This window comes from Paenibacillus paridis (assembly GCF_006345825.1).
Lineage (GTDB): Bacteria > Bacillota > Bacilli > Paenibacillales > Paenibacillaceae > Pristimantibacillus > Pristimantibacillus paridis.
The window spans coordinates 152,058-164,486 of the sequence record NZ_VCIX01000076.1 but is presented as its reverse complement, the minus strand read 5'-3'; the positions used below and the strand labels follow the sequence as shown (position 1 = coordinate 164,486).

The 12,429-nt window shown below is 47.4% G+C and carries 9 protein-coding genes; 2 read left to right on the top strand and 7 right to left on the bottom strand.

Going from position 1 to position 12,429, the window contains the following annotated elements:
* Window positions 1-19: 19 nt before the first annotated feature.
* The 4 genes from FJQ58_RS07590 to FJQ58_RS07575 all read right to left on the bottom strand — a co-directional run bounded on the left by FJQ58_RS07590 (window position 20) and on the right by FJQ58_RS07575 (window position 5,862).
* A complete protein-coding gene (locus FJQ58_RS07590; RefSeq protein WP_139991915.1) occupies window positions 20-565 on the bottom strand; it encodes a LemA family protein in 546 nt (181 codons plus the stop codon).
* Between the two features lie 1,253 nt (window positions 566-1,818).
* Window positions 1,819-2,820 carry a FecCD family ABC transporter permease gene (locus FJQ58_RS07585; protein WP_139991885.1) on the bottom strand — a complete coding sequence of 334 codons (1,002 nt, stop codon included), beginning with the start codon at window positions 2,818-2,820 and terminating at the stop codon, window positions 1,819-1,821.
* The gene (locus tag FJQ58_RS07580; RefSeq protein WP_139991883.1) at window positions 2,813-3,823 is read right to left on the bottom strand and encodes a FecCD family ABC transporter permease; all 1,011 of its coding nucleotides are present in this window, start codon (window positions 3,821-3,823) and stop codon (window positions 2,813-2,815) included. The genes FJQ58_RS07585 and FJQ58_RS07580 overlap by 8 nt, the downstream gene beginning before the upstream one ends.
* A gap of 77 nt (window positions 3,824-3,900) precedes the next feature.
* Window positions 3,901-5,862 (bottom strand): AraC family transcriptional regulator, encoded by a 1,962-nt coding sequence (locus FJQ58_RS07575; protein ID WP_139991881.1) that lies wholly within the window; start codon window positions 5,860-5,862, stop codon window positions 3,901-3,903.
* A 233-nt stretch (window positions 5,863-6,095) separates the two neighbouring features.
* Between FJQ58_RS07575 and FJQ58_RS07570 the strand changes: the two genes are divergently transcribed.
* Complete coding sequence (locus FJQ58_RS07570) at window positions 6,096-6,809, top strand: AzlC family ABC transporter permease (RefSeq protein WP_139991913.1); 714 nt, start codon at window positions 6,096-6,098, stop codon at window positions 6,807-6,809.
* Window positions 6,806-7,138, top strand: a complete 333-nt coding sequence (locus tag FJQ58_RS07565; protein WP_139991879.1) for an AzlD domain-containing protein — start codon at window positions 6,806-6,808, stop codon at window positions 7,136-7,138. The genes FJQ58_RS07570 and FJQ58_RS07565 overlap by 4 nt, the downstream gene beginning before the upstream one ends.
* Before the next feature lie 1,111 nt (window positions 7,139-8,249).
* Here the strand turns inward: FJQ58_RS07565 and FJQ58_RS07560 are convergent.
* The 3 genes from FJQ58_RS07560 to FJQ58_RS07550 form a co-directional block, all read right to left on the bottom strand.
* A complete protein-coding gene (locus tag FJQ58_RS07560) occupies window positions 8,250-8,666 on the bottom strand; it encodes a WapI family immunity protein (RefSeq protein WP_139991877.1) in 417 nt (138 codons plus the stop codon).
* A gap of 91 nt (window positions 8,667-8,757) precedes the next feature.
* Window positions 8,758-9,696 carry an SWIM zinc finger family protein gene (locus tag FJQ58_RS07555; protein ID WP_139991875.1) on the bottom strand — a complete coding sequence of 313 codons (939 nt, stop codon included), beginning with the start codon at window positions 9,694-9,696 and terminating at the stop codon, window positions 8,758-8,760.
* Between the two features lie 21 nt (window positions 9,697-9,717).
* Window positions 9,718-12,423, bottom strand: a complete 2,706-nt coding sequence (locus FJQ58_RS07550; RefSeq protein ID WP_202915229.1) for a DEAD/DEAH box helicase — start codon at window positions 12,421-12,423, stop codon at window positions 9,718-9,720.
* Window positions 12,424-12,429 lie beyond the last annotated feature (6 nt).

The following is a 12,429-nucleotide window of genomic DNA, read 5'->3' as shown; positions in this document are numbered from 1 at the left end:
AATTGTTTTTGCTGCCGCATTAGAACGTGATTTTCGGAACGATTTTCTCCGCCTCGGGAGTGGTCAGCAGCTGTTCCTCTTTAAAGCTGAACATGCCCGCAATGATATTGGACGGGAATGATTCGCGCTTGATATTATATTCGGCTACCGTCTTGTTGTAGAGCTGGCGGGAAAACGCCACTTTGTTCTCGGAATTGGTCAGCTCTTCTTGCAAGCTCAGAAAGTTCTGATTCGCTTTCAGGTCGGGATACGCTTCGCTAAGCGCAAAAATCGATTTCAATGCGCCTTGCAACTGGTTATCCGCCTCTATTCTCTCGTTGGGCGTTCCGCTGAGCATTTGGTTGCGGGCTTGAATAACCAGCTTCAACGTTTCCTGCTCATGCTTGGCGTAGCCTTTCACCGTCTCAAGGAGATTCGGGATCAGATCATGCCTGCGCTTAAGCTGCACATCAATCTGGCTCCAGGCTTCCTTCACCCAATTCCTCATTTTCACCAATCCGTTATACGTTGCAATGACATAGATGACCACAATGACCACAATGCCGATTCCAATGATCAATCCCATACTTCCCACTCCGTTCTGATTTTCCAATTTTTGTTGCAGCCGCTTATCCCATTCACCTTTGCATTTTACCATAAAACCCCTAATCCTGTTTTCGGGCATGCCTGTGCTGTTTTCTGAAAATAGAACGAATATGCTAAATCCGATTAGGTCCCTGCATAAGCATATGCAGGCTCTTCGGACAGCTTGACCGAAATCTGCACACATCCAGGCTGAAAAATAGTAACGTCATCCCAACATTAAGAAAATAAATTAAGTCTATTGAAATTAAACTGCGTAAAAACATCTATTGGAAATCTTCTGGTACTATCATACCATTTCAGCATTCGAATATAAGCGAATATCGACTTTTCATCTCAAAATGCGGATAGTCGTTCCGAAAATGGGGTATCTAATGCCAGCACTAATGGAGGGGTTATCGTGAACTAGGTAATATACAATATGTAAAACTGGAGTTATAAGGGTGAGAGAGACATGGAGTAACCGCCGCTCAGTAGGAGGGCTGAACACTCGGGGAGCGAGTGGTTAAGCAGCTCGGTAAGATAGCTCGACATTCGGGGAGCGAGTGGTTAAGCAGCTCGGTAAGATGGCTCGACATTCGGGGAACGAGTGGTTAAGCAGCTCGGTAAGATGGCTCGACATTCGGGGAACGAGTGGTTAAGCAACTCAGTAGGATAGCTGGATAAGTTATTTATCCTGCATGATAGCAGTATAGCGCGGCTTTTTCACCCCTCTCCGGCATCTATCATGTATTTCATACACTATAAACGCTCTTGCGGGGGCAAATTGGATTAATACTGAGCATTTCTAATGCAGTGGTGCAGGATAGAACTTGCTCAGTTGCCCAAAAAGCGCCACTCCCCTGCAAACATACAGGATAGCGGCGCCTTAAAGTATCTCCATAAGCCAACCGTTCTATTAACCACCATCAGCCACTCACTGCTACCACTAACATACTCTTTCCACTCGTCTAACTAGATAAGCAAGGTGAAGATGATAAGAGCATTGCCTATGCATCCGTATTAAGGACACGATTAAGGCAGGTTAGAATTTAGCTGGAATTTGTCCCGCTAAACTAGCGCTAATCGCGGATCAAAACAAATAAATGGAATTTGTCCCGTTAATTTAGCGGTTTCAAGGTGTTTTCGGCTAGTTGTCCGGAATTAGAGGGAGAAATTCCATTAAAATGATCAAATTCACCAAAACCATCTAATATAGCGGGAAAAATTCCTTCTAAATCAAATGGAGTGAAGCCATCATCCCGCAGCTTTTCGTTTAAATAGCAGATACATAAAGAACGGCGCGCCGATGCCAGCGGTGAATACGCCCGCAGGGATATCAAGCGGCAGGAAGAGCATGCGTCCGGCCAGATCCGCAAGCAACAAAATCATAGCGCCAAGCACTGCCGATACGGGGATGACCAGCTTATACGAATGACCAACAAGTCTTCTTGCCATATGCGGCGCCAATAATCCGATAAACGAGATCGTCCCTGCAACGCCGACCGAAGCTCCTGCAAGCGCAACGCTATAAAACAACAAGACCATCCGGCTAAGCTGGAGCCTGCTCCCGAGTCCGACAGCTGTCGCTTCTCCAAGCGATTGCACATTCAGCTCTTTGGCGTAAAGGATGGACAGTGGGATAAACACAGCGACCCACGGCCATAGCACCTCGATATACTTCCAATTCGTTCCGTAGATGCTGCCTGTCATCCAGTTCAGCACCTGTGGTGCTAAATAAGCCGGACCGCTAATAAGCAAAAACATCGTCAGCGCGCCCATTGCGGTTGATATGCCTATACCGATTAGGACAAGCCTAAAGGGGGAAATGCCATTTTTCCAAGCTAATGCATAGTTTGTGGCAGCCGTAAGGAATGCTCCGGCGACAGCAATGACCGGTACCCAGTGAATGCTATATCCAGTGAACAAAGTCATAAACGCAACGACGGCTACCGATGCACCTCCCGTCACGCCCAGCAAATCCGGAGAGGCCAGCGGGTTGCGAATGACACCTTGAAGCACGGCACCAGCAACCGCCAGAGCGGCCCCGATCAATATAGCAGCGAGGATACGCGGCAAACGGAACTGTATAATGATCAAGTTGCTTGCTTCTTCGTTCTTGCCGACAAGAGAGAGAAGCGTCTCCTTAAAGGGAAAGCTCGTCCCTCCAACGGACAAACAAACGATAGCTAACGCAAGCATTGCGAGACTAAGCCCGGCTAATATCAACACTGCCTTTTGAGTTTTTCCTTTATGCATGCTTCCTCCTTCTCGCCACATGAATCAGGAATGGCACGCCAATAAGCGCGGTTGCAACGCCAACCGGAACTTCCTTGGGCATGAGAATGAAGCGTGAAACCAGATCCGCACATACGAGCAGCAGGCCACCCGTTAATGCGCAATAGGGCAGCAGCCAGCGATAGTCGTTGCCTACCAGAGCTCGGCAAAGATGAGGCACAATCAAGCCGATGAAAGCGATAGGACCAGCGGTGGCAACTGAACTGCCCGCCAGAAAAACTACAGCAATAACAGATAGTCCCCGGATGAGCAGCATCCGTTGACCGAGGCTTTTCGCGCTATCATCTCCTAGCGCCATGACATTAAGAGAGCCAGCCAGCAGCAGCGACAAAATCCAGCCCACAACGAGATATGGCAGTACGATGAGCAGATGATCGATTTGTCTGCCTGATACCGAACCAATCATCCAAAACAAGGCGGCCTCCAGCGATTGCTTATTCACCAGCATAATGCCAGAAGTCACAGAGGAAGCAAACGCTGCAACGGATGCGCCAGCTAGTGTGAGCCTGATCGGCTCAAAGCCGCCTCTGCCCTGGAAACCAAGCGTAAACACAAGCAGCGATGTGACTGCCGCACCCAGCAGAGCAATCCATACCATGCCGCTCATCGTCAGCGAAGAACCGAGAATGGCTAATGCGATTACGATAAACAACACCGCACCTGCGTTAATGCCGAAAATGGAAGGCGAGGCCAACGGATTTCTCGTCAGCACCTGCATGATGGCCCCCGCCATAGCGAGGCTTCCCCCTACCGCAGCCGCAATGAGCGCACGAGGCATCCGTGTGTTTGTAATGATAATATGAGCGTCGGAGTCATCAAATTGGGTATACGCCAGCCATACATCTCTAATCTCAAAGGTATGGATGCCATACAGGATACTGGCAAGCATGCCGGCAAGCAGAAGCAGAGAGCCAATGATCAAACCCGCAAGCTTGCTCCTGCGGCTGTGCAGCCCTAAAGCCATATTAATTCATTCCTTTCATCATAAATAAGCTGACGTCTGGTAGTCACGACGTCAGCTTGCGTATCCTTTATGCCAAATTACTTGATGTCAAAATAAGCAACAATCTCATCAAGCAGCAGATTTGCAGCCTTGTAGCCGCCAGCCGTATTCCAAATCGCTTCATCTACTTGCACAACCTTGTTGTTTTGCACGACATTTAATTTTTTGAATAGAGGATCATTCATCCACTCTTCCACCACTTTGGCAGCATCCGTCTTGCCGACTGCTTCTGTGACAAAATAGAACAACACGTCTCCGTCCATGCTAGGAATAGTTTCCTTGGACATGACTTCAATGAAGGAATCCTTGTCCTGCGATTCCGGACGCGCGAAGCCAAGATCGTTCAACAAAACGCCAGAGAACGTTTGCTTCTGGTAAATACGGACCTGGGAAGCTGAGAAGCGTGCTACGGATACTTTTGTATCCGCTTTGCTGCCAATTTTCGCTTTGACCTCGGCAACGCGCTTATCGAATTCAGCCATCGCCTTATCGCCCTCTTCGGTCTTATTGACCGTTTCCATATAAAGCTTGAAATTGATTTTCCAGTCTCCGCCTAAGTCTTCCGCAAAAACTGTTGGAGCGATTTGATTGAGCTGGTCATATATCTTTTCCTGTCTAACCTTGTTTCCAATAATTAGATCAGGCTTCAGGCTGGCGATCATTTCAATGTTCGGCTGCAATTCATCGCCAACTGCAGTCACATCCTGCATTTCATCCTTGATATGGTCATACCAGGGATCGCCAATCCAGGATTGGACAGCTCCGATCGGTTTAATGCCTACGGCAAGCAGTGCCTCCGTGCCTTCGTTTGTAAGAATAACGACACGCTCAGGCGTGCCTGTTAGCGTTGTTTCTCCCATCGCGTGCTTAATGACGCGCGGTGCTTCGGCAGATGCCGCATCCGTTGAAGCGGGAGCTGTTGTCGAGACATTCGTGCTCGTCGCATTAGAGCCGCCATTGGCTGAATTCGTATTTGACGTACCTGTTGAGCAAGCGCTCAGCAACAAAATAAAACAAAGCAATAGTGATGCAGCCATCGGTGTTCTTGTTCCTCTGTACATTGGAGATATTCCCACTTTCTTGTATTGATAATGATTTTCATAACCATTACCACTATAACGTCTGAGTCTGCGTGGGACAATTGCATATCTTGAACGATCGGCAGGATTATTTTGAACCTTTGCTTTAAATTGACCTAGCGACAGGCCAACCTGCTTTTTGAACATCCGGTTAAAATAACTGTCATCCGAGAAGCCAACACTCTCCGCAATCTCTTGCAGCGTGGCATCCGTATTCAGCAGAAGCTCCTTCGCCCTGTCGATGCGAAGCGCTATCATATAATCAATGGGGCTCTTCCCTACCGTTTGCTTAAACTTCCGCGACAAGTAGCTCACACTGCAATCAAGCAGCTCGGCCAGCTCATCGAGCGTGACCCGATCTGCATAATGCTCCTGAAGATAGCGCATCGCTTGCGAGACAAGATCTACCCTTTTGCCTTGAACGCCTTGCTTGCTTACCTGGCTTAACAGCTCATGTACAAATTGATAGAATAAAATTTTTATATGTAATTTCTCCAGCATGCTCGGCTGCAGCCACTCTTGCTCCATCCGCTCTACTCGATGATATAAAGGAATCGGATATTCTGGGGCAAAGCTGTATTGGAGCTGAAACGGGTTGTCCGTCTCCATCAGCTTCACCAAGGGCTGGCGTGCAGGCAAGGCCAGAATCGCTTTATAAAAAATCATATAATATTCAAAAAAGTCCTGGGCAGCAATATCCAGGCACATCCCCTTGCCACCATGCAGCACATGAAACCGATCTACAAAGCTTGCATTTCCATCCATCCACACCTGCGCGCTACCTCGAACCGTATATACGAAAGTACTCGCAGGCAATCGATAGGATCGCAGCTCATCCCCCGGCTCCATGACAGTGTGACGCACGTCCATCACTTTGATCGAGGCTTGATTCCATAGCAATAGGTGATCACTCATTTTCATTGAGCCATTTCATTCCCTTCTAAACTTGTCAGCCTAGCGATTACAACTATCATTATAAATGATAACGATTCTCATTTACAATAGATAGATGATTTTTTATCGCAATATCTCGATTAACGGCTCATCGCAAGAGCTACAGCCTGCCAATCGACCGATTTTTTGGCAAACTCCCCTTAATTCGCTCCCAATTCTTCATGTATAATGGTTGGAACAAGGAGGCCGTTACGTTGGAAATGGATCTACAGCTAGCAAAAGAAGAGCAGCTCACTTTCAAACAGGGCGTGCGGGACTGTATCCCTACTCTTCTTGGTTACATCGGCATTGGATTGGCTGCGGGGGTTGTTGGGAACTCCGCAAATTTAAGCATTATGGAAATAGGGCTATTGTCGGCGCTCGTGTATGCAGGGGCTTCCCAGTTCATTTTTTGCGCTATGGTCGCCGCCGCAAGCCCGCATTCTGCGATTATCGCCACCGTGTTTATCGTCAACCTGCGACATTTTCTAATGAGTGCGGCGCTGTCCACCCACTTCACCCGTTATTCGTTGCTAAAAAATATTGGCATCGGCGCGCTGCTGACAGATGAATCGTTTGGAGTCGCTTCACTGCGCACTTCCAAAGGCCTGCCGCTAAGCGACCGCTGGATGAATGGACTGAACGTCACCGCCTATCTCACATGGATCGCTTCCTGCCTCCTTGGAGGCTATATGGGCAGCTGGATCGGAAACCCTGAGGCGATGGGACTGGATTTTGCATTGACTGCGATGTTTATCGCACTTCTTGTTTTGCAATTGGTAGCCTTGCCTTCGTCTAAGCTGAGGCACTATCTTGTGCTCATTGCTTATACGTCTGTTGCCGTCTACGTTTTCTCTGCATTTTTCTCGATCTATATCGCAGTTCTGCTTGCAACAGTGCTATGCGCTGCCATCGGGGCGGTGACCGAAAAATGAAGGTTGATCTGAACGTATTGCTTATCATACTCGGCTGCGCCATCGTCACGTTCATTCCACGAATCCTTCCTTTTGTCGCCATACGTAAGCTAAAGCTTCCTGCTTCTGTGGTCAAATGGTTGGCGTATATTCCCGTTTGCCTGCTGACGGCTCTGATTGTCCAAGGAGCGATTCACCCCATTGAGTCCGTTCCTGCTTTGCCTGTAATTAACTGGGTATACCTCATCATGACCATTCCCACGCTAGTTACCGCCTTAAAAACGAGAAGCCTCCTGCTCACTGTGCTTGTCGGCATTGTTACCGCTGCTTTGGTTAGGTTGTTGGTTTGATGTTAGGGGGAAAGAGAGGTTAGTACTATAAGTGAGAGTGCGAGAGTCCCAGTGAGTGCCCCGCAATCCAAGGTAAAGAAGCTTGATACCTTTGCGCGTGCGAAAACGACTAACCTGATCAACTGGTTAGCTTAAACGATAGAAGGACGATTACCGGGTTCCTCCGGGCTATCGTCCTTTTTGATTTGGAGCCATGCATGTTCAATTGTTCGCCTTTGTGAATCAGTTAGCCGCCTCCATGTTGACTCTCAAACCATGGTAAAGCAGCTTGATTCATCTACATGCGCAAAATCTGTCACCCCCATTATATCCGTCAACCTATCTTGCATTCTCGCAGGTAAATGACGATTTGGGAGCTGTAATCGTTGGCTATGTTGTATTCCATACAAGATAGAAATGGTTCTTTGAGCCCTAAAGCCCCAAATCAAGGCAGGCTGCTGCATAGATACAGGATAGAGCTCAAGTAATGACTCGTTACTCTAAAGTTAATGCTAATCTGCAAGATACATTATTCCACACACTCTGCAGGATAGTATAATTCCACACACAAATGACAGAAAAGCGCAAACTCCTTTTGGCCGTATCTGAGTGAGCGATTATATCAGATTTGAAGTTACCATAGCTAACGAAAGTAAGAGAAGTAAGAGAACCAAGACAGGCACGACTAGTATGACAAGAAAGAAAACGCCATAATAGTACGCTGTTCTTCTTTGTTAAGGGAGCTTGCGTGGAGTGGTTAGGATTTAGCAGGATTTTCTCCCGTTAAAATTGCGCTATTCGCTGAGAAAAAGAAATAGATGGAATTCATCCCGTTAATCTAGCCTCTTTATGCCTTTTAGGGTTGGTTGTATGGGTTTAACAGGATAAATTCCTGCTAAATGACGCAAAAGAGTAAAATCTTCTAATATAGCGGTAGAAATTCCATCTAAAATAACAAAATCGAACTAGGAATAAGCGATTTGTCCACTGGGATACTTAGTTAGATGGAACTCGAACCTTTTCCCAGATGAGCCTGTTATTTGCATAACAATCTTTCTACATTTTAAAAAACCAGCTGAAATTTCGGCTCAAAGCCATATCTTCAGTTCCTAGCTTGCTATCAGAGTTGTATTCAACCAGCAGCTATCGCTGAGAAAAACTTATGCATACGCTCAAGATCAGTCGGATTCAAATCAAAGCCACCGAAAACTAGTCTCTTTTGGGATGAATGTTCCAAATAAACATGTCTGGATAGCTGATATTCGAGAACGAGATGCCCGCTTTGGTCCACACTTCTAATCGCAAGAAAACATTCGTCTGGACTTATGCTCGTTAGCGCTGCAGAACCTTTTCGCCCCCGGTCCATCTTTTGGAGCGCTGTAACAAACCTGGTAACTTCATCGGCTTCAAACCACACTTCCGGATTCTCTCCGCAAAACCCGTTATCGGCTACAGAAACGGAGAGACTGATACTAGGCAGATGCCGATGTTCGGATTGGATGTGTACCAGCTTAAGAACAGAGCTTTGATTGCTTGACTGTATTTTCATTTGTTACTCACCAGCTCCTCATCAACCGTGCTCTCAAACACTAAGAATGTTCCCTCTGAGCTCCATCAACGACCTCCTTCACAGTTAGGGGTCACTCACTCCGTCTTCTCGAACTTTTTCTTGTCGTGCTCACACTACTACCCGTATCTTTTCTCGCACGTTTACCCTTGCTTGTGCTTGCGCTTGCGCTCTCACTCACACTACCACTCGTGTCCTTGCTTACACTCTCGCTCTTACTAATGCTCACGCCAGTACTCGGGCTTGTCCCAGCACGTTTGCTCTTCTTCCCTGCCGTTTCTCCCATATCCAGCTCAATGCCAAACAATTCGGAAATGTCGGCATCTTCCATGACTCGTCGACTCCTGCCCTTCGACTTGCCGAGCATCGATTCCGATGTCTGCGCTAGAGACAAGGAGATTAAGTTGTCGATATCCACGCCGCGCAAGGAAAAGAACAACGCCGCATCTTCATCTAAACGAGCGCCCACGCCATAGAGCGCCGCTGCCACATGCTTGCACATTTTTGCCGAGTCTGGGCAGCTGCATGCCAGCTTAATTTCCTTAGGGGCTGGAAACAGCCCTTTGCCTTTCATCGTAAACAGCTCGGATAGCCCCTTCGGGAATTTACCGCCCATAAGCTCCTGCAGCGAATTAATTTTCCCCGCGCATTCCTTGACGATGTCATCCCATAGCATCTTAGACAAGGGGGCAATCATAATTTCGACTTTATACGGCTTAGAAGTGCTGCCTTGAACCAAAGAAGTCACATTGCCTTCGGAAATCTGAAGATCGAGTACCGCTCCATGACGAACATAGCTGCGTCCCCGATCGATTCGATTCGAATAATCAGAGTAGCTTTCCAGATTATCGCACCAGGACTTGCCCCACCACGTCTTCGTAATCGTTCGTCCCGTTATGACAATCGGTGAAATGTCCTGACCCTTCTCTTTAAGCTTTTCAACCGCTCTCTCCGCGATTCTCTTCTTCTCAGCAACAGGAACATATTCCGGGAACTCGTTGTAAAATGCCATCGTGCTCTCTCCCTTCCGCCATTATATGGACAATCGCATTAAATCCATGATTTGCTCGTTATCCATTTCCGTAATCCAGCTTTCCTGAATATCTGGAACAATCTCATCCGACAGCTTCTTCTTAGCCTCAATCATCAGATCAATTTTCTCTTCAACCGTACCCTGCGTGATAAACTTGTGAACGATCACATTTTTTAACTGCCCGATCCGAAATGCGCGATCCGTCGCCTGATTCTCGACAGCCGGATTCCACCATCTATCAAAATGAATGACATGATTAGCTGAGGTCAGATTCAAGCCCACGCCGCCTGCTTTAATAGATAGCACCATGAAAGGAACGTATTCCTTCCCTTGAAACTCCGCTACGAGCTCTTTGCGCTTGCTAACCGCCGTCTCCCCGTGAAGAACCAGTCCCTTATGCTCAAAAATTTGCTCCAAAAACGAGCGAAGCGATTCCGTAATTTCTTTAAACTGAGTAAAAATAATGACCCGTTCTCGCTTCTCGTAAATTGTCTCGCATATTTCCCTCAGCCGCGCATACTTTCCACTTTCTTCTTCCGCGTACATCTGCTGCCCCAAATACTGATCTGGATGATTGCAGATCTGCTTGAACCTCATCAGCGCCCCAAGAACAAGACCTTTGCGCTCGATCCCCTCGTCTGCCGACTCTATTTTTTTCTGCAAATCTTTGACGAGCTTGTTGTAAAGCAAGACTTGTTTTTTCGTTAAGGAGGCATAAGTCTTCATCTCAATTTTATCCGGCAGGTCGGAAATGATCGTCTTGTCCGTCTTTAATCTTCTTAGAATAAACGGGCTGACCACCTGCTTCAACCTTGCATAGCCATCTTGGGATTCACGCATATTTTTCGTAAATTGCGTAAATTCCTTGGCGGTACCAAGCAGCCCTTTGTTCAAGAAATCAAATAAGGACCATAGATCAGCCAAACGGTTCTCGATCGGCGTTCCGGTCATGGCGATTCGATAGGAAGCCTTGATCTGCTTCACCAGCTTGGTCTGCTTGGTGCCTGGATTTTTAATGGCTTGGGCTTCATCCAAAATTAACGTGTCCCATGTCCGGTTTAAGAGCCAATCATATTTGGCGAGCATGCCATAGGTTGTAATGAACAGCTCATGCGATTCCAGACTACCGTCATCCTCGGCTATTTCTTTATTTTCAGAAGGGTGATAGACATAATAGCGGAGAGATGGAGCAAATTTCCCGATCTCGCTCATCCAGTTGCCAATGAGGGATGCGGGCACCACCAGCAGCGCCTTCTCTTGATTTCGAGTTCGCACATAGTTCAGCAGCGCAATCACCTGAATCGTCTTCCCTAAGCCCATATCATCGGCAAGGCAGGCGCCTAAACCAATTGTTTTCATCAAATGCAGCCAGTTTAGCCCTCGCTCCTGATAAACCCGCAAATCGGCGTGGAAATCCGCTCCGGCAGAAACAAGCGACTCCAGCTCATTCGGGTGCCTCAAGCGATTCATCACCGATTCAAGCCATTCGCCATTCGAGATATCCAGCTCGACTACTTCCTCCGACACCTTCAGCAGCTTGCTTGCGCTTAGCTTCATTCGCATCGCATCAATTAGGGTCAGACTGGAATTGTCGTTCCATTGCTGGGCCTGTTCATACGCTTTGAGCGCCTCTTGAAGGCGCTTATGATTCACTTCCACCCACTTGCCTTTAATGAAGGCAAGCCCTTCTTCCTCTGCCAGCAGCTGCTGCAATTCAGCTTTCGAAATCGCATCTCCGCCAAGCCACAGCGCGGCATCGAAGCCGAGTAGGGCCTCGGTATTTACATAAGAAGGCTGCTTGTCCCCAATGCTGACGGACAATTTGAGCGAGTCTGATTTATTTTTCCACCATTTCGGTATGCGGCATAAGATGCCGGCTTCTTCATACTGGGCTACTTCCTTAAGAAACGTGTAAGCTTCCTCCACCGTCAAGCCGATGGGATAAAAAATATCGCCTGATTCAACAAGCTCGGCTATAAAGTCGCTCTGCTCGGATGCTTTATGGACCGTGGACAGCAGCTCTATCAGCTTCCGGCTATTTTCGCCGTATTCCAGCAAAGCGTTTTTGAGCGGAAGATGCCTGGACTTGCCCTCAGGCGAAAGCTCGGCTGCATACGTGGATAAGAAGGAGAAAGGATATTCTCCTTCCTTCTTATTTTCGACCAGATGAAAGTATACGCGCCCTACAAAATGGATGGGAGACTCACTTTCCATAAATAGCTGCGCTATGCTTCCGCTGTAGCTTTGAAGACGGTTTTTATACGCATCATGGATCGATTCCCATGCTTTCTCTATCCAGTGTTTGTCCAAATAATGCATGCCAATCATATAAGGGGCATTTTGAATGAAGCCTGCGATCTCCTCATCATCGATCTCTACGGTTGCCTGCTCTCTAAGCAATTCAATATCGGGATTTTGGACAAGCTTCCTTACAAAAGCGCCCGCTAGGCGTACAAGATAGCCCAGTGATTCCGATAAACCTTCAGAGCCTCGGACGAGTCCCAGCCAAAACCAAAATCGCTCACTATTTTGCTGGTACTGCTTATCTATTTCTATCTGGAGCGCAATAACGCCCGTATCCAGTTTCTGATTCGTTGCTTGCCAGTCCAGCATAAACAGCCCATCGGAATAAATAACCGCAATCAGCTGTTTATCTTTATGTTCATGCTTCTCACTATTCTCGATTTCCGTCATTTCAGAAGCCATTATGCA